Genomic DNA, 22,381 nt, shown 5'->3' with positions numbered 1-22,381 from the left:
CTTTAATCGCTTAAAATCTTGCCTATTAAGACATGTTTTTGATGATTGAGGTTTTATGCAAGTTTCACAATCGCTCTCCAATACTGCGGCTCAGTCCAAAACACTAAACAGTCAAAACCTACAGCAAAGTACTGCGGACAGTCATTCTCAACTTGCCAATACCAGCAGCGCTCAACCAATTTCCCCTGTCGCATCAAGCGATACAGTGACATTATCTGCCAGTGCCATTGAGCTAGCCGCTCAAGGTCGTTCCGCTGAAAAAACGAGTTCAGTCGCCAATGAAGCAGAAATATTACCTGTAACACCAAAGTTACCCAATGAAGGTGAGAAAGTTGACGACTACGTTGACTATAGAAAGGCCAAAGCTCAGTATCAGTTTTATGCAGATATAGCAGGAGTGGCTACAGGCAGCAGCAATCTAACCCCAGCGTCAGCTTATTATCTATCAAACAATGATGATGCACGAGCCGCTGTCGTCAATAATAAAGCCCAACAGCAGCAAGCAGCGGTTATGCAGACCTATGTAGAAACATCGCAAAGTATTAACGTTTACAGCTAACATTTTATTTATAGATAGCAAAGAAGCCGCATTAAGCGGCTTTTTTGCTATCTATAATTTAAGTTGGACAATATGACAAGCAATACAGATTTAAACAGTCTATCAATAACCTAGAAATTTAATCTACTCTTAATCGGTCTTCTCTATATTACCGACTTTGTGAGCTTAATAGCTGCTAATCATTTAAGGGTTAGCCCGCTTTAATACTATCCATGTCATACCATGGCGTTGGGTTAATTGGACATCTAAATCGAACACCTTCAGCGCTGACTTCAACCACGTCGCTACGAAGCGTTTTTCCTGGTTCAATTGGAAACATATCTAACGCTTCATGAGTGGTGAAGTTTTGCAGTTGAAAACCCACCAGCTTGCCAGCCTTATTGGTGATAATAAATTGATACTTTCCGGGCTTTAGTGATGCGAGTGTATCTTTAGCACTGAAATAGCCGCCATGCTGGTCGAGATAGATCTCGACAACCCCATCTGCATTTTGAGTCGGAGTTGCGGCAGAAGTTGCAAAGCTAAACACGAGTGCCGTCATTAGCATTATCTGAGTGATGAACTTATTCATTTTATATTCCTTAATGATGTGTTTGAACTAACAGAATAGGTAAATTAACGTCAGCTTTGTATGCCTTAGCGTCTGCGCTTTATGTCTCATCGTCTAATCTTATCATTAAGGTCTTCTGGCATAGTGCTAACGTCTGTATCAATGGAACAGTCATTCGTTAGTGGGTGAGCTAACAGCACCAAATAACAAGATGAATTGCCACAATAGATGGGGAACCATGTTTAACATTAATAGCTTACTTTCAAATTTTCATCTTCACGCCACGATATTTCATCGTTCGTTACTGTGTAAAACATGGAGTACTGACACCTCAGGAAGCGGTCTGGCGAGTTTTCATTTGGTCAGTCAAGGGCAAGCATTTCTCTATTGCGGTGATATTAAAGCGCTAGAGCTTACCGCTGGTGACTTAGTGGTATTTCCCCATGATGCGCCGCACATTATCAGCAGCAGTAATAGTGAGCAGGCCGCTGCAACCATTAGCCGTTTTGTGGCATATCCTATGGTTGATGAGCCATCAGATTCGACGGGGTTAATCTGTGGTTATTTTGATTTTAGTGAAGACAAAAATCACCCGCTTATTTGCCAGCTACCCGCATGTATGGTGATCCGTAAACAGGAACAAAGCGGTGCACTCACTGGAATTACGCAGAGTTTGATTGAAGAAGCCAAGCTAGGTTCACTCGCTAATGATGTGATTTTGTCTCGTCTTAGTGAGGTATTCTTTCTAAGTTTATTACGGAAGTTATCGAATGATGAACATAGTAATATTGGCTTATTTAAAGCACTACAAGATCCAAAAATGAGTAAAGTACTCAATGCTATTAGCCAAGACTTGTGTCAATCATGGAGTGTAAATACCTTAGCCGAACTGGGTGGTTACTCACGAGCCAGCTTTGCCAGCTATTTCAAAGCCTATCTCGATATGACACCGATAGAGTACATAACTCGTTTACGTTTATCACAAGCGCAAAAACAACTACGCGCTGGGGACAGTGTGTATAAAACAGCGCTTGATGTGGGTTATCAGAGTAATATCACTTTTGCTAAAGCATTTAAACGCTATTTCGGCTATGGCCCAGGCTCTAGCAGAAGAGCCAATACCGAAGCTTAATCGAGAAAAACATCATATTTCAATAATGCTTATTGACCCAACAAGAACGCAGCATTATTTTCATTTTTTATAAGCGAGCAATAAGTATGAGCTTTAATATACACTTAAACTGGAGCAGCGAAGCTGCTGTAAACGAGCCAACTGCATTTTGCCGTGACCATACAATTAACTTTGGTAGTGGCCAACAAGTTAATGCATCATCAGCACCTGAGTACAGTGGTAATAGCCAATTTATTAATCCTGAAGAGAGTCTACTGGCGGCATTATCTTCCTGCCATATGTTGACGTTTTTAACGATTGCTCACTTAAAACGTTTGGCTGTTGTCTCTTATAGTGACCACGCTAAAGCTGAGTTAGGTAAAAATGCACAGGGGAAGTTATTTGTAAATAAAATGACGCTAAACCCCAAAATCGTATTTGCTGCGGGCATTGAAGTCAGTGATGAGGTCATTAAAAAAATCCATGAGAAATCTCATGCCAATTGCTTTATTGCCAATAGCCTTAACAACGAAACCCTTGTAGAGATCACGACCGACAATACCGCAAGTACCGATAACGAGTGAAGATAACGAGTCTTGAGTCATACACAGACCCCACAATTCCCTCAAAAACACTCAACGACTATGACTGATATTATTAAGCTGCTAACGAACAGATTATCGCGTTAGTAGCAGCTCGCGGTGATTCATCATCGCTACTTTCCAGCAGAAAATGACATAATCGACACTTTGATATCCCCCGTTTACTGTTGCCGATATAGCACTCATTCAATTTGTTATTTCCAACTCAACATCAACTTTGACGGTTAATAATTTAAGCTAATTAAACCCATTCCATGTTGTAAAACTCAGCACAACACTCATCACCTCCCTTGATAAAAATGTCTCATCACAGGCTTAATTGGCAATATTGTTATACCCTTTCCTGTCAGAAAACGATCACTAATCATCAAATAATATTGATTTAAATCAATTAATTCATATCACTATGAAAATAATTTAATTCCAGCGTACACGCGTAAGCTTATGAAATTTTTATAGTTAATTTTATTATTTAAATAAAAATCCAAACAAGTGTTTAAATTTATCGTTTGAAAATTTGATCTATGGCGCATTTTGTGACGTAATGTGACTCATACTTCTGGTCGGATGAGCATCAAAATGAGCATAAGAACTAAACTAAAAAAAGTACTACCAAGCATTTCTACCACTGAGCAAGAAGCACTCGACGCTGGTGATGTATGGCTAGAGGGTTCTATCTATCAAGGTGTTCCTGATTTTGCTGCGCTACGTGACATTCCGGTTGCAACACTATCCGCTGATGAGCAAGCCTTTCTCGATGGCCCAGTGCAGACCTTAATTGAAATGGTCGACGACTTTGAAATTCAGCGCAGTAAACATCTACCAGAAAATATTCTTAACTTTTTAAAAGAGAATAAATTTTTCTCTCTTATTATCCCAAAATCATTTGGCGGTCTTGAATTTAGTCCTTATGCCAACTCAACCATTGTTGGCACCATTGCTGCTAAAAGCTCGGCCGTAGCCGTTACCGTTATGGTGCCTAACTCATTAGGCCCTGGCGAATTGTTGATGCATTACGGTACATCACAACAACAAGATTATTGGTTACCCCGCCTTGCTAAAGGCCAAGAGATCCCTTGTTTTGCCCTAACGAGCCCAGAAGCGGGCTCAGACGCTGGCGGTATTCCAGATGTCGGCACTGTGACTATGGGTGAATATGATGGCGAGCAAGTACTCGGTTTGAGTGTTACATGGGACAAGCGCTATATCACGCTAGCCCCTATCGCGAGTGTGTTAGGCCTCGCCTTTAAAGTCGAAGATCCAAACGGAATACTCGGCGGTAAAGAAAACCTTGGTATTACCTGTGCCTTAATCCCTAAGTCTCACCCAGGTGTGCAACTAGGTAATCGTCATGACCCAATGGGGATGAGTTTCTACAACGGTACTACGCGTGGCGAAAATGTCTTTATCCCAATGGATTTCATCATTGGTGGCCAGAAAAATATCGGTCGCGGCTGGGCAATGCTCGTAGCATGTCTAGGTGCTGGTCGCGGTATTTCACTGCCTGCACTGGGTGTCTCTGTTGGCCAGTGCTCATTTAAATCATCGACTGAGTACGCAGCAGTGCGTGAGCAATTTGGTTTATCGATTGGTAAATTTGAAGGTATTCAAGAAAAGCTTGCTGACATTGCTGGCAAGACTTACTTACTAGAATCAATGCGTGTATTAACCACCGAAGGATTAGGTTTAGGCCTGAAGCCATCGGTTGTGACTGCAATTGCAAAATATCACATGACAGAGCTTGGCCGCGACGTACTTGATTCAGCAATGGATATTCAAGCCGGTAAAGCGATTCAAAATGGCCCACAAAATACATTGGCTTCTGGTTATATCGCCCAGCCAATTGCCATTACCGTGGAAGGCGCCAACATTCTTACCCGTAACCTGATGATTTTCGGTCAAGGCGTTATGCGTTGTCATCCTTATTTGCAAAGCATGGTTGAGTCTATTCACTCAAACGAAAAGCATGCAGATAAAGAGTTCAACAGTATTTTACGCAAAACCGTTGGTTACAGTGTTGGCAACAGCCTACGTGCATTCAAATTAGGTTTACTGCCTTTCACTGCTGGCGCGAGTTCTCAACTTGCAGAAGTTAAACCCTATGAGCAATCTGTTCATAAACTGGCATCAAAACTAGCCGTTTATGCAGACTTTTCACTACTGGTGCTTGGCGGAAAGTTAAAGCAAGCAGAGATGCTGTCAGCCCGTTTAGGCGATGTGATGAGCTATCTTTATGCTGCAATGGCTTCTATCCGTTATTACGAGCAAAAGCTACCTGCAGAGCAGCGTGCTGAAGCGGCGCCATACTTCCACTACGCCACTCGCTGGTCACTATGCCAAGCCGAAAAAGCGCTATTGGACTTTTTGGACAACTTCCCATCATCATCGACACGTAAGTTTATGCGCCTGATCACTGTAACTTATTCACCTAAGATGCAGAAAATAAACGATAACTTAGTGCGCGAACTTGCTGAACAAGCACAGCTAAATACAGCGTTTAAGAAAAACCTAACCCACTTGGTTAAACCTGTTGCGGGCGACGGTAACTACATCAATGAACAAGCCTATCTGGCTAAGATGGAATGTTTGCCAATGTTAGCTAAGGTAAAGAAAGCCATTAGAGCACGTACCTTTAAGCCTGGTATCAAGTTCTCGTTAACACTTGATGCAGCGTTAACCGCTAAGGTGATTAATGACAGCGAGCACAAGCAGCTGCAAGACTATAACTTGAAGCGTGAACGTGCTATCCGTGTTGATGAGTTTGATTTTGATATGAACTTAATCACAGAAAAAGCCGACCTAAAAATCGCTAACTAAATCTAAAAAAATCAAAAAAGCGGTTGTATTGCTCATGTAGCAAACAACCGCTTTTTTATATCCGTTATCTAAGTGACTCGCTATACGTACAAATAAGCACCGACACAAACATCTCATTAACCAGAAGTTAGCCGCCAAAGCGGCTAGTATATTGCAGTCCTATTACCCATACATCTTCAGCGTAAGATACCCATTCAAGTGCCAAACCATTATCTTGATTAAATCCATAATATAGCCCAGCACCGGCAGCAAACTGCTGATCACTATTATCATCAATATTGATCGGCCCACTACTTTTAGTATCTAACCAGCTAACTCCAGCCAAACCATAAATTTCAAAGCCTGAGTCAGTAAAGATAGGCATCTGGTACTGAGCAAATAGCGCTACACCTTTATAATCAATCTCAGCACTAACACGGCTATTTTGACTCAAATCCACTTGGCCAAGATCGACACCTCTTAATTTAAGCCACCAGTTTTTTGAAAAACCATAGCCAAGCTCAAGATTGTAAGAGAAGTCGTAATCATTATCTTTGTCTATCTCAGTGTAAAATGTAGGTTCAAGATTAACAGCCCCAAGTCCAGCACCTATCGAGTACTCAGCCTGGGCAGGTAAAGCCACACCCATTGTAATAAGCACAAAAATCGGCACTATTTTTAAAACATATACTTTTCGTTGACGTAGCATCGCAAGCAGAACAAGTACCATAAGACCCGAGTACCCCATAGAACCACCACCGGTAATTGTTTTACCATCGATCCCATTATTATTAGCCAGATCATTAGTATCCTTGATACCGTCGCCATCTGAGTCAATATCTAAATGATCGGCCAAGCCATCATTATCAGTATCTAACATTTCTCTATCATCCCTGACTCCATTACCATCATTATCAGTGCCTGAAATAACACCGTTGACATCATAATCTACCCCATCGTCAATCCCGTCAGCATCTGCATCAAACCCAGTGAAGTACTGCTGTTGTGGATTCTCTTCAATATCAGGGATTCCATCTCCGTCATCATCATCATCAGCATGGTTTGCGTAACCATCGCCATCGAGATCCGGTAAGCTACCAAATGCCCCAACGGCGCCATCAATCACATCCACTAAGCCATCGTTATCCATATCGATGGTGTCATCAAGGATACCATCTTGATTTGTATCTAATGATTCCGGCAAACCCGCATTAATTAAATCAAATTGCTCACCGTCGCTACTCAACTGCAATAGATCCGGATGACTATCGCTATTAGTATCAATCAGCTCGCCTATTGTTTTTATCAGCTGATCAGAATAGTCATTGAAACCATCACTGTCAGCATCTTCTAGCCCTGCTTCTAATACGTCTGCAACACCATCATTATCAGAGTCCAGATCAAGATGATTTGGGCTTAAGTCTATGTCCATATCCAACTTAGCCAACTTTTTAATGACAGCATCAAGTGAGTTTAACCCGTCATCGACGCCATCAAAGTTAATATCCACTCGCCCTTGATCAATGACATTATCGCCATCGACATCCGCATCGAAGAAATCAACAATACCATCTTGATCGCTATCAGATGTTCCACTATTACTTTCTGCTGCCCTTGTACTGGACTGCTGCACTTTTGCTATCGATACAGAACTCGCACTGCTTTGCTCAAGTACCATTACAATCGAAAATTCAACCCCATCACTCACACCATCATTATCTGAATCCTCATCATTAGCATCATCGATTCCATCACCATCGGTATCGACATCTGTTTCCACCAAGTTAGGCATACCGTCACCATCACTATCTTGCCCAAGCATAATAAGCATAATCAGTGCCTCGACTTCAGCCACTTCGTCAATATCTGCTGTTGCATAGTGTGCTACTGCATTATTTAGCAATGCCAAGATTGCATTCAATTGTTCTAGTGAAACACTGCTTACACCTGCATCAATATAAACTTGCGCAATGAGATCTACGGTTTCACCGCCAAGCTCGGCATATTCACTAATCAATGACAATGCATACTCAGGTATCGTTTGCACAATTGTGGATGCCTCCGACATAACAATTTCAGCCCTACCGGCATCATCAACATAATTAGCCTCGACAGATAGGCTACTACCAACATCTTCAATCGATAACACATAGAAATCATCATCGGTGCCTATCAATGATGTCTGTTCATCTGAATGTCTAAACCATTGATAGCTATGTTCTGTTGCTGTCGTTCCATCAATGTCGTCAATCACAGCAGTTATCGTTTGCTCTTCAACCAGATAACCGTCAATACGGACACTACCAGGGCTGTTGGTTGCGTAGGCAAAATTAGTTGATGCCAGATTACCGTTCTCTGCACTATCTTGAACAGCATCAGCAGGTAACTGGACCAGTACATCACGACCAACAGTCAGTACAGAGCCTTTCAGTACATATTCCTGTTCATCACCCGTCAAACTCACTGCCGTACCGTTTTCTACTTGTAGGTCCTCTAGTGTCAATCCTGTAACTGGCTCACTAAAGTGCAGATCTAAAGCAAACTCTTCACGCACCTCCATTTCAAGTATTGCTAATGTCACTTCAGGTTGAACACTATCAAAATTAACTTTAAAAATATCTGAGGCTAAATTGGTTCTACCGCTCTTATCTGTTGCAACACTCTCTTTGACTTGCAATGACACCTCACCTTGCTCTATCGGAGTCACTAGAACGGTAAAGTTTAATCGCTCAGCACTCCACTGAGATAATGTCGCATTGGTAAGTTCAATATCGGTAATATCAAAATCTTCAACGTCCTCGCTAAAGCTAAATGTCGCGATAAACGCCGCATTGATATAACCCGAAGCACCACTAATAGTGAGGCTTGGCTGGCTGGCATCATAGATGGCGGTTAACTGCACAGCTGCGGTATTGCCATTACTGGCTGAATCGACGGCTATATTAGCTGCCACATCGACTGTGACACTGCCTGCTGCACTTGGTGTGATCAGCGCGCTATAAGCTTTACCCGAACCACTGAAGTTTGACACGCCAGCATTGCTGGCAGCGATATCGATAGCATCAAAACCAGTGACCGAGTCACTGAAAGTGAAAGTTGCGGTAAAGGCGGCATTGATATAACCCGAAGCGCCACTAATCGTGACACTTGGTTGACTGGCATCATACGTTGCCGTTAATTGTACCGCTGCGGTATTGCCGTTACTGGCACCATCGATAGCGGCATTAGCTGCCACATCGACCGTGACACTGCCTGCTGCAGTGGGTGTGATCAGCGCTGAATACGTTTTACCACTTCCAGTAAAGCTTGAAATTGTTGCATTGCTCAGCGCAATATCAGTAGCATCAAAACCAGTGACAGACTCACTAAAAGCGAATGTCGCGGTAAAGGCGGAGTTGATATTGCCGCTTGCCCCCGCAATCGTCAGGCTTGGCTGGCTGGCGTCATAGGTGGCGGTGAATTGCACCGCTGCGGTATTGCCGTTACTGGCACCATCGATAGCGGCATTAGCTGCCACATCGACCGTGACACTGCCTGCTGCAGTGGGTGTGATCAGCGCCGAATACGTTTTACCACTTCCAGTAAAGCTTGAAACTGTTGCATTGCTCAGTGCAATATCTGCAGCATCAAAACCAGTCACTGATTCACTAAAGGCGAATGTTGCGGTAAAGGCGGCGTTGATATTACCGCTTGCCCCCGCAATCGTCAGGCTTGGCTTGCTGGCGTCATAAGTGGCGGTGAATTGCACCGCTGCGGTATTGCCGTTACTGGCACCATCGATAGCGGCATTAGCTGCCACATCGACCGTGACACTGCCTGCTGCAGTGGGTGTGATAAGCGCTGAATACGTTTTACCACTTCCAGTAAAGCTTGAAATTGTTGCATTGCTCAGCGCAATATCAGTAGCATCAAAACCAGTGACAGATTCACTGAAAGTGAAGCTCGCAGTAAACTCTGCGTTGATATAACCCGAAGCACCACTAATAGTGAGGCTTGGCTGGCTGGCATCATAGGTGGCGGTGAACTGCGCCGCTGCAGTATTGCCATTACTGGCACCATCGATAGCGGCATTAGCTGCCACATCGACCGTGACACTGCCTGCTGCGGTGGGTGTGATCAGCGCTGAATACGTTTTACCACTTCCAGTAAAGCTTGAAATTGTTGCATTGCTCAGCGCAATGTCAGCAGCATCAAAACCAATGACAGATTCACTGAAAGTGAAGCTCGCAGTAAACTCTGCGTTGATATTACCTGAAGTACCACTAATCAAAACACTCGGCTTACTGGCATCATAGGTGGCGGTGAACTGCACTGCTGCAGTATTGCCGTTACTGGCTAAATCCATTGCGGCATTGGCTGCCACATCGACCGTGACACTGCCTGCTGCGGTGGGTGTGATAAGCGCACTATAACTACCACCCGAACCACTGAAGTTTGAAACACCTGCATTGCTAACAGAAATATCTGCAGCATCAAAACCGGTTACGGATTCACTAAAAGCGAATGTCGCGGTAAAGGCGGCGTTGATATTACCTGAAGCACCACTAATCAAAACACTTGGCTTGCTGGCATCGTAAGTCGCGGTTAATTGCACCGCTGCGGTATTGCCGTTACTGGCAGAATCGATAGCGGCATTGGCTGCCACATCGACCGTGACACTGCCTGCTGCGGTGGGCGTGATAAGCGCACTATAACTGCCACCCGAACCACTGAAGTTTGAAACACCTGCATTGCTAACAGAAATATCTGCAGCATCAAAACCGGTTACGGATTCACTAAAAGCGAATGTCGCGGTAAAGGCGGCGTTGATATTGCCGCTTGCCCCCGCAATCGTCAGGCTTGGCTTGCTGGCGTCATAGGTGGCAGTTAACTGCACTGCTGCAGTATTGCCGTTACTGGCTAAATCCATTGCGGCATTGGCTGCCACATCGACCATGATACTGCCTGCTGCGGTGGGCGTGATAAGCGCACTGTAACTGTCACCCGAACCACTGAAGTTTGAAACACCTGCATTGCTAACAGAAATATCTGCAGCATCAAAACCAGTTACGGATTCACTAAAGGTGAATGTTGCGGTAAAGGCGGCGTTGATATTACCGCTTGCCCCCCCAATCGTCAGGCTTGGCTTGCTGGCGTCATAAGTGGCGGTTAACTGCACTGCTGCAGTATTGCCGTTACTGGCAGAATCGACGGCTATATTAGCAGCCACATCGACCGTAACACTGCCTGCTGCGGTAGGCGTGATAAGCGCACTGTAACTGTCACCCGAACCACTGAAGTTTGATACACCTGCATTGCTAACAGAAATATCTGCAGTATCAAAACCAGTTACGGATTCACTAAAAGCAAAGGTTGCGGTAAAGGCGGCGTTGATATTACCGCTTGCCCCCGCAATCGTCAGGCTTGGCTTGCTGGCGTCATAGGTGGCAGTTAACTGCACTGCTGCAGTATTGCCGTTACTGGCTAAATCCATTGCGGCATTGGCTGCCACATCGACCATGATACTGCCTGCTGCGGTGGGCGTGATAAGCGCACTATAACTGCCACCCGAACCACTGAAGTTTGAAACACCTGCATTGCTAACAGAAATATCTGCAGCATCAAAACCGGTTACGGATTCACTAAAAGCGAATGTCGCGGTAAAGGCGGCGTTGATATTACCGCTTGCCCCCGCAATCGCCAGGCTTGGCTTGCTGGCGTCATAGATGGCGGTTAACTGCACAGCTGCGGTATTGCCGTTACTGGCAGAATCGATAGCGGCATTGGCTGCCACATCGACCGTGACACTGCCTGCTGCGGTGGGCGTGATAAGCGCACTATAACTGCCACCCGAACCACTGAAGTTTGATACACCTGCATTGCTAACAGAAATATCTGCAGCATCAAAACCGGTGACGGATTCACTAAAAGCGAATGTCGCGGTAAAGGCGGCGTTGATATTACCTGAAGCGCCACTAATCAAAACACTTGGCTTGCTGGCATCGTAAGTCGCGGTTAATTGCACCGCTGCGGTATTGCCGTTACTGGCACCATCGATAGCGGCATTAGCTGCCACATCGACTGTGACACTGCCAGCGGCCGTTGGCGTAATGAGCGCACTATAACTTGCGCCACTGCCAGAGAAGTTCGTCACTGAAGCATTACTCACTGCGATATCTGCCGCGTCAAACCCTGTGACTGACTCATTGAATGTGAAACTCGCAGTGAAGGCGGCGTTGATATTACCGCTTGCCCCCGTAATACTGAGACTTGGTGCGCCATCATCATTAACATCAATAGAAAATGCGATTTGGTAAGTAGAAAGAGCATCGCTCACTTGCAGGCACAATTTATAACTGCCTGAATCTACAGCAGCTGCAGTTTCAAGAGCCGTACCCGTAACTTGGAACAAAACGTTATTGACATCATTACCCGTACCACAACTGCCCGAATCCGATACTCCCTGAGCAACCAAACTGTAAATAAAACTGACATCATCAACGTCGACAGCATTGATGGTGCCAATATCTGCACCTGCAGCGGTATCACTTTGGTTGATGCTAGTGCCCGTCAAGCTGATATGAGTCGGTGCATCGTTTACCGCAGTGATGTCTATATTAATGCTGCCAATAGTGATATTGCCACCACCGCCGCTGCCAGTATTACCGCCATCGTTTACCTCGAGGGTTAATACCGCAACATCATTCCCTGCCGCATTCAATATCCCTAAATACTTTAGGTTGCTGGCTGTATCGAGGTAAGTATTAACGTTGGTCGGCGTACCGGTTAACGTTATGATATTTGTACCACTGCCGGTTTCAGTAACACTGCCTGCAGCCCCATCGGCCACTAATAGAGTGCCAGCGTCTGTAGTAAAAATTAACGTCAGACTAGTGCCATCGGCATCGCTTACATTCACAGCGCTTAAATCCAGATTACTGGGCACATCCTCTGTCACGCTAAGATCAGTCGGTAAAGAACCTGTTTGCAGCGGGTCATCATTTTGTGCTGAGACGCTAATAGTGCGGGTAGCACTTGCGGTGCCAGCATTGGTATCGGTGGCGGTTACCGTAATAGTCCGATTATTGGTACTCGGATTATCAGAAACATTACGGTAATGCAGTGATTGCAGTACTTCCTGTACCAGTGTGTTGGTAGCATGACTGTTGAAGGTGATGGTCAAAGCGGCGCCATTATTCACGACCCCTCCAGATACACTCAAACTACCAATGTTTGTACCATTACCCAGTATGTCATAGTCATTAATGGTTATTACGCTGCCATCGCCATCTAAATCACTCACACTAAACTCATCTGCTGACTCAGCGGTAAGCTGTATTTTGAGCGTACCGCCATCCCAATCCGCGTCACCGTCACTGTCTAACACTGTGGCCGCAGGATCGATTTGGGTTACAGAGTCATTTTCAGTGTAACTCAGCGTTGAGCTTGCAAGAGAAATGGTAGGAGGGGTATTACTCACCACAGCAGAGACTATACCGGTTTGAGACAGAGTTGGATTGCTACTACCACCAGGAAATGTGCCGCCATGCCCCCCCGTATCATCGCTATCAACCAAAGGAGCAACGACATCATTCATTTTCCAATAGGAAATTAACCCTGCGGTATCTGCAGCAATTTCTTGTGGATTAGCGCCATTATAGAGCGAGCTAATATCCGCAGCTGATAAAGTGGTGCTGTATATTTGGAAGTCATCAATATCACCGGAAAAACTAGAATACCCCGCTGTAACGCTATAGCTTGACGGCTTACCAAGATGTACAATTTCACTCGCTAAAATGTCTATGAACGTCGCTCGAGAATACTGGCCGTCATCACTTAATAATCCTCCGTTACGATAGATTTTAAAATCTCCGTTTCCAGCTACTTCGAAAGTTATCGCAAATTGGTACCAAGTTCCTACTGCCCAGCTTAGAGCAGGGCTCTTACTTAGAACTCCTGGTTCAGAAACTACGATCGCATTGGCTAAATCATCTTCACCGTTAAAATCGACACACAACTCCAAACCGGCATCCGAACTAGAGAAGAAACACTGTGATTGGCTGACATTATCAAACTTAACCCAAGTCACTATCGATAAACTCGTTACCTCTGTTAACTCCGGAACAATACCAGTCATTTCGACATAATCACCACCATCAAAACTGATAGCCTCCGTTACTGCATGAGCCTGTGTCATTAACATTAACGATAATAATAATAACGCGCAGTGAGCAATAATAAGTTTCATAATTCATTCCGTTGAAAATAGAGTTACATTCCGTTGAGCAATTTGAACCCGTTTAAATCCATTTATTTTTACATTAGTTCAATCAAAACTCATCCCAGCATCAAAGCAAAAGTGCTCAGCAAAATTTAGCCCGCTAAACACTCCCTCTTTCAAATTCATTACATCTAACCGAATAGCCCCATCGAATGTGGCGATAACTAACCCATGAGGTTCACCGACATACACTACCGTTCCGGCATTGACACCAAACGTCGGCAATGCAATCTCAGTGGCTTGATATAGCCCTACCGTGACACCGTTAAAACATAAAAGCGCCCCGCCATACGTGGGATTACAAGCTCTAGCTAACGCACATATTTGTGCACTGCTCATAGTCGCCCAATTGACCTGCACATCTTCAGCCTGAGGCCGGTGCGCGTGGCAACCCCGCCCCAGCTGCAACCTCGCATCAATTGCGCCGTTGGCCAGTTGCTGTAAAAAGCTAACCACCACACTTGGCACTATCGACATCACCCGGCTGGTCAAACTGTTTAAGGTATCTAAAGGGGTTATCACTAGCGGCTGTTGCCAAACAATCGGCCCCTCATCTAACTTTTCCTCCACCTTAATGATGCTTATACCACTGTTAGTTTGCTGATTTTTTAGCTGCCAAAATAGGGGGGCCGATCCCCGATAATCAGGCAACAAGGACGCATGAACATTAAATAATGCCCCTGAAAACAGTGCTATTATTGATGGAGGCAGTCTGTGGGGAAATGAAAAAATGAGACCTATATTGGCTTGCCAGCTCTGTATTGACTTTGCCACTGTGGGATTTGAGCCCTGTACGTAGGCGAGCGTCTGAATATTGGCCTCACTTAATGTGGCCAATAACTGCTGGGCATCGCCGTCCTCACGATTAGACACCACAACACCGACTAACATTTCTAGCTGATGTAATTGTTCTATCAAGGGAAGACTGGCGCAACTTGAAGCAAACAAGACGATACGATAGCGAGGAGAGATAGTCATTGCTAAGCATTACCTTTTGTTGCAAGAAAGCCAGGTAAGCCATTTAAACGGTAGTAAAACTTAATCTGATCACCGCTTTCTAAAAGTAAATCTCCCGCCTTGGGGTCGCTGGGCGTAAAGTTAATGCAGACCTGAGAGTCTGGCAGTGGATGGGTGATCCCAGATTGATATTCATCAACTTTGTCTAAACCAAAGGTAAATACTTGGGTACACACAAGCAGCAGTTGCGGGCCAAGATCCGCGGCGATTATGGGAATGGTCACTTGGTTACAAGTCACTAGCGACGAATCAACGCCCAAATTCAAGGTTTGCAGCTGTAAGACACTCTCTTTAGTGAGACTCAAGATCTCCCCCAGCTCAATCCGCTCCACCGACAAAGGCAGTTCATTAGCACTGCGATTACGCCAGCGCTCGATGAACTCATATTGCCCCACAGCCAACTGCGCTGTGATCAACACCCTCGCAGGGATCATCAAACCATGAGGAGATAATTGCGAGACAAGGTGTTGAACGAGTGGCAAGTGACCTTCTCGGCTAAAGCCGTGTTGCATAGCCTCTACCACGAGCAGGTCAAAAGGTCGTTCACTGTAATAATCACATCCATCCATACACAATATGGACTCGATAAATGACTCAATTTGCAGTTCTTGCACCAAAGTTTGTAAGCTAGCCACAGCCCCAGGTTGCATATCGATAAGGGTAACCTGCAATCGCTGCCGCCCAAAACGCTCGTTAACTCGATAGTAAGTTAACAATGGCAGCAGTAATGGTGCAAATGGGCCACACGCAGGATACAACAACCGCAATGAACCTTCTGGTTGTTCTCGATCCAGTTTGGTCAATGCAGCATCAATACCGCGAATAAATGCCTGCACTCGGTGAGTATCAGTTTGGGTGGTGACACATTGATCCGGCGCCATGACCAAACCGTGGGCTGCAATATACTGTCGTTTGCGATCGGCGATGCTTATATCGGCTTGTTGATATATGACTAATAATTTTTCAAACAGTTGCTGAAGCTGGATTTGCACTTTTTTATCGTCATTGGCCAACAACATTGAAGTGACGACCTCTGTCGCGCAATCGCTTACAGATACCGTGGTTTGGCTGGGCTCCGTAACGACAACCGAAGACGGTGTCGGGGAGGCATCATCTTGAGCGAGCTGCTCACGCAGTAAACGATTGAGTTCAGCCATGGAGTCCATTGGACTCAATAACGTAGCAGGTCCACTTTGAGCCAATATCAACTCACCATTCTGCCGTGTATCTTTTTCCATCATCTTTGATTGTCATCCTTGACTTGAAGATCCATTTTTAAATTGCTTCACGGCTTAAACAGCAAGCGAAATTTAAACGACCTTGTATAAAACGATTTTTAGTGCCAAATTTAACGAACTGACAACATTATCGTCTAAGAATTCATCATTAGCCAGTGGGGAATCAAACTGAATTATTATAAAGTTCAAACGAGCCTGCCCTTTAAGCGACTGTTCCTAGAAAGTTTTCCAAATGGGTTGGCAACAGATATTGCCCGCATAACCCATGAGCATTGGCACTGTCATGTTAATAAAAGGCAATATCAAGGCCAATGGCAGGCCATCGCTCTGCGGTGCCAACAGCAACATCAGCAAGCACACCCATTGTTGCAAAACTTTTCGATCGAGGCTGATAACGAAAACTGGGTCAACTTGCCAGCTTTAAAAAATAGTCCCAATGTCTTAGCTCTTCTTAACGCTATTACAGCGCCTATTCGAAGCGTTCGACTGATGAAATTAGCGCCTAACAGCAGTATTTTGCCTCATTGTGACTCTGAGTTAGGTGCTCAATTTGGTGCTGCACGATTACATGTGCCGATTAGCGGACAACTGGGAGTAGAGTTTTGGTTAGAGGGGGAGTTAGTCCCCATGCGCACCAATGAATTGTGGTACCTCGATACGAATAGACCTCATTGGGTCGACCACAGAGGTTCAGAACCACGCATTAATTTAGTTATCGATTGTTTGATGTCTCCTTGGTTGCAACGTCAACTCGATGGGTCAAAGACAATCTCCCCCACAGTGCCTTAGGCACTTTTAAACAAGGAACGTTTATGGAAATCATGTTAGGCACCAGTATGATCTTCGCTGGCAATTTTGTCCCAAGGGGCTGGGTTGGATGTAATGGACAAATGCTGTCCATTTCCGATAACCAAGCGATATTCTCAGTACTGAGTAACACCTATGGTGGCGATGCCCGCACCACATTTGGCATTCCGGATCTTCGTGGCCGAGCCCCTGTGGGTACGGGACGAGGACCAGGCGCACAAGTAACGGTTAATTTAGGTGACAAACTAGGCCGCGACACCATTGCGCTCGACCTACAGCATATGCCTACCCACAACCATAGCGCATCGTTTAATCCTCAAACCTCACCAGGATCAAAGCTCTCCGCTACGGCAACTACCACTGTCAATGCCGCAAATGGCAAGGGCAGCCAAGATGATGCAGAAGGCGCCTACTGGGCGACGCCTCAAGTTTCAGGTAGGCCTGCTACCGATACTTATGCTGCCACAAAAACCACCCGGATGGCGAGTGATGCCGTTGAAGTTGACGTACAGATCACAGGCTCTGGAGCAGGTATAACAGGTGGAACTGTTACCGTCGAGAATAATGGCAGCAGTGTGCCATTCCCGGTTTGGCAGCCCACATTAGGGCTTCAGTACATTATGTCGATAACGGGTATTTACCCCAGTCGCAACTAAGCGCTTCCAACACATAAACGCCGCTCTATCTGCGGCGTTTATGTGTTTATATAGACACGTTGTTAAGGGGCAATACAGCCTTGACGGCACCTATCACTAGTGATTAATCGTCGCGTCTTACAGCTTGCTCAATGTCCGCTCTTCACTGCTCCAGTTAAGATGATATTTCTCACCGACAGGTTTATCGGTACGCTCAAAGGTGTGTGCACCGAAAAAATCGCGTTGACCTTGAAGCAGACTCGCCGGCAGGGTCGCACAGCGATAACTATCGTAATAACCCAATGCAGAACTTATACAAGGCGTTGGAATACCACTTAATACCGCGTGAGATACTGCAATGCGCCATTCGCCTTGCTTACGCGAAAGAGCCTCAGCAAACACATCTGCCATCAGTAAGTTTTCAAGATCAGATTCTTGCTCATAGGCTTTAGTGATTGACTGTAAGAAGGTCGCTCGAATAATACAACCGGCACGCCAAATCTTAGCGATGGCAGCAAAATCTAACGTCCAATTTTGCTCTTTTGCCATCATCGTCATCAGTTGGAAACCTTGCGCATAACTCGATATTTTGGCGCAGTAGAGTGCACTTTCAAGTTGGTCGATGAAGGTCTGCTTATCAACCGCTTGTAACTGTGTCTTGCTCGGCCCTGCAAGTATTTTACTCAGTGCAACGCGCTGTGTTTTTTGAGTGCTCACCGCGCGGGCGTAAACCGCTTCTGCGATTGTTGGCGCTGGGCAGCCTATTTGTAGGCTACTAACCGCCGTCCAAAGCCCAGTGCCTTTCTGCCCCGCTTTATCTAAAATCATATCCACTAACGGTGCCCCGGTTAATGGATCGGCTTGCTTTAGCACATCGGCGCTAATTTCCATTAGATAGCTATTAAGCTCGCCTTTATTCCAGCGTTCAAACACCTCACCCACTTCAGCGGGGGTGAAGCCAAGTCCATCTCGAAGTAACTGGTAAGCTTCACAGATCAACTGCATGTCGGCGTATTCAATGCCGTTATGAACCATTTTCACATAATGACCGGCGCCAGCAGGACCGATGTAAGTAGTACAAGGTTCACCCTCTTTAACAGGGTTGCCGGGTTCAAAACGCTCTATAGGTAAACCCGTTTCAGCATCGACTTTGGCCGCGATTGCTTGCCAAATAGGCTCGATACGGTCCCATGCCTTTAAACTGCCGCTTGGCATTAATGAGGGGCCAAAACGCGCACCGACTTCACCGCCAGACACGGCGCAGCTAAAAAAGAGGAAATCGTCTGCGTAACGCTTTTCACGCTCGACCGTATCAGTCCAAAGACTATTACCTGTATCGATAACGATATCATCGGACTCTATGCCCGCTTCGATTAATGATTTACACACGCCGTCGACTGGAGCGCCTGCGGGAACAGAGAGTAAAACAATCCGTGGTTTTTCTAATTTAGACAACATTTCAGAAAGATTATTACAGCCATCGATACGTGCCTTGACTGTACTGTCTAAATATTTAACGCGTTCTAATTCTTCTTGCCCTACAACGTCTTGTACTTTGGCAGTATCAAGGTCGAATGCTGCAACTCGGTATTGGTTATCCGCTATATTGAGCGCTAGGTTCTTACCCATAACACCTAAGCCAATCACACCAATATCGTAAAGCTCGTTTTGGTTATTCATTTAAGTTTTATTCCGCAGGTCACAGAGGATTTTCCTATCTATTTTAGTCGTAAATTCAAACTATTTTACTCACTTGATAGGGTTTGTTTTGTTGTAGATTATACAGACTTTGGTAAGTAAATTACTAGCAACCTTAATCTTAGTCACGAGAAATTTACGATGTTGACGCTATCAACTTTGTACAAACCGCAGTCATACTTTATTGTTCACGAGTAAAAAATTACCGCAATAAGATACTGTTCCTTCGCATTCTCCGTCTGATAACACAACAAAAACGTTCTATTGATAAAATTTAAAATTTACAGAAGTGGGTTCTGGGAATAAGTACAAGCATGAACATAAAAAATGGCAAAGCCGTTTAACGACTTTGCCATAGAGTTTACTATTTAAATACCCATCCGCTTATATGTGCGCGTCGGCATACCCCATACGAGTCAAGGTGTTACGAACAATATCTAATGTGGCTGGATCTTCAATTGTGGCAGGCACATTGTATTTTTTGTTGTCGGCAATATTTCGCATTGTACCTCGCAAAATTTTACCTGAGCGTGTTTTAGGTAACTTTTGTACCGCGCTGACTAACCTAAAGGCGGCAACGGGGCCAATTTCTTGCCGTACTAGCGCCCTTAATTGTTGATTCAGTTCAGCTTCATTTAGGGTGACACCTTTTTTTAGTACCACTAATCCTAACGGCACCTGGCCTTTAAGCTCATCAGCGACGCCAATCACTGCAGCCTCGGCAACCGCCTCATGCTGGCATAACACCTCTTCAAATCGACCCGTCGATAAACGATGTCCAGCCACATTAATGATGTCGTCAATGCGACTCATGATATAAAGATAACCATCCTCATCTTTATATCCTGCATCTCCAGTGAGGTAATAACCCGGATACATCGACAAATAACTGTCTTTATAGCGCTGCTCGTTTTGCCAAAGCGTGGTTAAAGTACCTGGGGGCAATGGCAGCTTAATCACCACATTACCAGACTCGTTCGAGGCGACTTGGTCACCCATCATATCAACCACTTCAATTTGATAGCCAGGTACGGCCAGTGCAGGTGAACCCGCTTTTACCTCAACAGGCGCATATCCCATCAAGTTTGCCGCAACAGGCCAACCCGTTTCTGTTTGCCACCAATGATCGATAATCGGTTTTTTAAGCTTTTCTTCTGACCAATGCAGAGTGTCTGGATCGCAGCGCTCACCGGCCAGAAACACATATTTCAGACAGGATAAATCAATACCTTCAAGGTACTCGCCATCAGGGTCGTCTCGCTTAATGGCTCTTATTGCGGTCGGCGCTGTAAAAAAGCTTTTCACATTGTAGTTTGCAATCGTGCGCCAAAATGCTCCAGGATCGGGCGTACCAATCGGCTTACCTTCATACATTAAGGTCGTAGCGCCTACCAGCAATGGCCCATAAACAATATAAGAGTGACCCACTACCCAGCCCACATCTGATGCCGCCCAAAAGCTATCACCAACGCCAATGTCATAAATATTTTTCATCGACCAAGCAAGCGCTACACTGTGGCCGCCATTGTCGCGAACAACACCTTTAGGTTGCCCCGTCGTCCCCGAGGTATAGAGGATGTAGAGTGGATCGGTGGCCTCTAACACCACGCAGTCGATGTTTGGCGCTGCAGCAACGCCTAGCTGCCAGTCAACATCTCGGCCTTGCTGTAATGAAGCTTCTAACTGGCTGCGGTTTAAGATTAAGCAGTGCCCTACTTTATGAGTCGCCTGCTCAAGCGCGTTATCCAGTAGCGGTTTATAAGCAACAACGCCTGACGGCTCAATACCGCACGACGCTGACAAAATCAGTTTAGGTTTGGCGTCGTTTATCCGCGTCGCCAGTTCATTGGCAGCAAAGCCCCCAAACACCACTGAGTGAATAGCACCAATGCGCGCACACGCCAGCATCGCATAGGCCGTTTCAGGCACCATCGGCATATAAATCAGCACTCGGTCGCCCTTTTTAACGCCGATAGAATCCATATAGCCTGCTAAGCGGCTGACTTGAGCTTGTAGCTCTAGATAAGTAATCCCATATTCAGTCTCTGTCACAGGGCTGACGTACTGAATAGCAATTTGAGATCCGCGCCCGGCAATCACGTGTCTATCAACCGCATTGAAGCAAGTATTCATCTTGCCGCCTTTAAACCAATGGTAAAAAGGCGCTTCGCTGTCATCAAGGATGACATCCCAAGGTGATATCCAATCAATTGCTTGTGCAGCTTGCCCCCAAAACTGTTGTGGATTTGAGATTGAACTTGCATGTAATTGCGTGTTTTTATCTTTCACTATGCATACTCCAGTTAACGTCACCGCAGCGTAAACGTTGCCACATCGCGATGAGCCTTGTCCTTTTATTGCCTTTGAAACATTATGCTCCGCCGCTCATAAAATCCCCATTAGACCTTAGAATGAGTGGGTAAAAGAGTCATCCACAGCAATTTAAAGCAAATATAAAAATAGTTAACAACATGTTAACTAAGGGTTTACCGAGCGATAAACCCACTTAAAATCAAACGTATGTTTATCGAATGTGACTGTTATGGCACGCACAATTGACATGAAAACAGCGGTTACACCGCACCGCAAACTTTACCTTTACGTAAACTTCCTATATCGTGCAAGAAAAGTTAATAAATATGGTGTTATTAATGACTGAAAAACAGTTACCCCAAACGACGTACTCAATTAGTGATCTATCAAAAGAGTTTGATATCACGACTCGTAGTATTCGTTTTTACGAAGATCAAGGTCTTCTAAAACCTAAACGTCGTGGTCAAACTCGGATCTACAATTTGACCGAACGGGTCAGACTCAAACTCATTTTACGAGGTAAGCGTTTAGGTTTTTCATTAGCAGAAACAAGACGCTTATTCGAACTATACGATGCAGACAAAAACAGCAGCACACAGCTGCACACCATGCTCGAATTAGTGGAAGACAAAAAAGTCGCCCTACAGCAGCAAATGGACGATATAAAAGTGGTATTGATGGAGCTCAACTCGGCAGAACAGCAATGCCGTGATGCACTCGTGAACAATAGTCAGTAAAAACAGCACTTGATAACACCAACAAAATAACAAGCCTACGAGTATCACGACATAGATC

General features: G+C 45.1%; 13 protein-coding genes. 7 read left to right on the top strand and 6 right to left on the bottom strand.

Features of this window, described 5'->3' with window-relative positions; all coding sequences use genetic code 11:
- Positions 1 to 55 precede the first annotated feature (55 nt).
- Positions 56 to 559: a hypothetical protein gene (locus tag CXF86_RS15175; RefSeq protein WP_102039393.1), complete on the top strand. Its 504-nt coding sequence runs from the start codon at positions 56 to 58 to the stop codon at positions 557 to 559.
- A 190-nt stretch (positions 560 to 749) separates the two neighbouring features.
- On the opposite strand, the gene CXF86_RS15170 is transcribed toward CXF86_RS15175, so the two are convergent.
- Positions 750 to 1,130, bottom strand: coding sequence for a hypothetical protein (locus CXF86_RS15170; RefSeq protein WP_101092292.1), 381 nt, complete (start codon positions 1,128 to 1,130; stop codon positions 750 to 752).
- 217 nt (positions 1,131 to 1,347) lie between these two features.
- Between CXF86_RS15170 and CXF86_RS15165 the strand changes: the two genes are divergently transcribed.
- The 3 genes from CXF86_RS15165 (at position 1,348) to CXF86_RS15155 (ending at position 5,639) form a co-directional block, all read left to right on the top strand.
- On the top strand, positions 1,348 to 2,241 hold the full coding sequence (locus CXF86_RS15165; protein ID WP_180961080.1) for an AraC family transcriptional regulator: 894 nt from the start codon (positions 1,348 to 1,350) through the stop codon (positions 2,239 to 2,241).
- 86 nt (positions 2,242 to 2,327) lie between these two features.
- Complete coding sequence (locus CXF86_RS15160; protein WP_101092294.1) at positions 2,328 to 2,804, top strand: OsmC family protein; 477 nt, start codon at positions 2,328 to 2,330, stop codon at positions 2,802 to 2,804.
- Between the two features lie 597 nt (positions 2,805 to 3,401).
- Positions 3,402 to 5,639, top strand: a complete 2,238-nt coding sequence (locus CXF86_RS15155) for an acyl-CoA dehydrogenase (protein ID WP_101092295.1) — start codon at positions 3,402 to 3,404, stop codon at positions 5,637 to 5,639.
- A 127-nt stretch (positions 5,640 to 5,766) separates the two neighbouring features.
- On the opposite strand, the gene CXF86_RS15150 is transcribed toward CXF86_RS15155, so the two are convergent.
- From CXF86_RS15150 to CXF86_RS15140, 3 genes are all read right to left on the bottom strand, one after another.
- Positions 5,767 to 13,845, bottom strand: a complete 8,079-nt coding sequence (locus CXF86_RS15150) for an Ig-like domain-containing protein (protein WP_102039391.1) — start codon at positions 13,843 to 13,845, stop codon at positions 5,767 to 5,769.
- Between the two features lie 78 nt (positions 13,846 to 13,923).
- Positions 13,924 to 14,856 carry a methionyl-tRNA formyltransferase gene (locus tag CXF86_RS15145; protein WP_102039390.1) on the bottom strand — a complete coding sequence of 311 codons (933 nt, stop codon included), beginning with the start codon at positions 14,854 to 14,856 and terminating at the stop codon, positions 13,924 to 13,926.
- 2 nt (positions 14,857 to 14,858) lie between these two features.
- The gene (locus tag CXF86_RS15140; RefSeq protein WP_102039389.1) at positions 14,859 to 16,136 is read right to left on the bottom strand and encodes an SAM-dependent methyltransferase; all 1,278 of its coding nucleotides are present in this window, start codon (positions 16,134 to 16,136) and stop codon (positions 14,859 to 14,861) included.
- A 234-nt stretch (positions 16,137 to 16,370) separates the two neighbouring features.
- Here CXF86_RS15140 and CXF86_RS15135 point away from each other — a divergent pair, with 234 nt between their 5' ends.
- Positions 16,371 to 16,922 carry an aspartyl/asparaginyl beta-hydroxylase domain-containing protein gene (locus CXF86_RS15135; RefSeq protein WP_157822933.1) on the top strand — a complete coding sequence of 184 codons (552 nt, stop codon included), beginning with the start codon at positions 16,371 to 16,373 and terminating at the stop codon, positions 16,920 to 16,922.
- Positions 16,923 to 16,945: 23 nt separating this feature from the next.
- Positions 16,946 to 17,596, top strand: coding sequence for a phage tail protein (locus tag CXF86_RS15130; RefSeq protein WP_102039387.1), 651 nt, complete (start codon positions 16,946 to 16,948; stop codon positions 17,594 to 17,596).
- Positions 17,597 to 17,713: 117 nt separating this feature from the next.
- Here the strand turns inward: CXF86_RS15130 and gndA are convergent, their stop codons facing one another.
- The gene (gene gndA / locus CXF86_RS15125; protein WP_101092301.1) at positions 17,714 to 19,255 is read right to left on the bottom strand and encodes an NADP-dependent phosphogluconate dehydrogenase; all 1,542 of its coding nucleotides are present in this window, start codon (positions 19,253 to 19,255) and stop codon (positions 17,714 to 17,716) included.
- 402 nt (positions 19,256 to 19,657) lie between these two features.
- On the bottom strand, positions 19,658 to 21,562 hold the full coding sequence (locus CXF86_RS15120; protein ID WP_102039386.1) for a propionyl-CoA synthetase: 1,905 nt from the start codon (positions 21,560 to 21,562) through the stop codon (positions 19,658 to 19,660).
- 362 nt (positions 21,563 to 21,924) lie between these two features.
- Between CXF86_RS15120 and CXF86_RS15115 the strand changes: the two genes are divergently transcribed.
- The gene (locus CXF86_RS15115) at positions 21,925 to 22,323 is read left to right on the top strand and encodes a MerR family transcriptional regulator (RefSeq protein WP_101092303.1); all 399 of its coding nucleotides are present in this window, start codon (positions 21,925 to 21,927) and stop codon (positions 22,321 to 22,323) included.
- The last annotated feature ends 58 nt before the right edge of the window (positions 22,324 to 22,381 follow it).

Source organism: Shewanella sp. GutCb (assembly GCF_002836135.1).
Taxonomy (GTDB): domain Bacteria; phylum Pseudomonadota; class Gammaproteobacteria; order Enterobacterales; family Shewanellaceae; genus Shewanella.
Note: the sequence above shows the minus strand (reverse complement) of the source record. Positions and strands in the feature narration are given on the sequence as shown.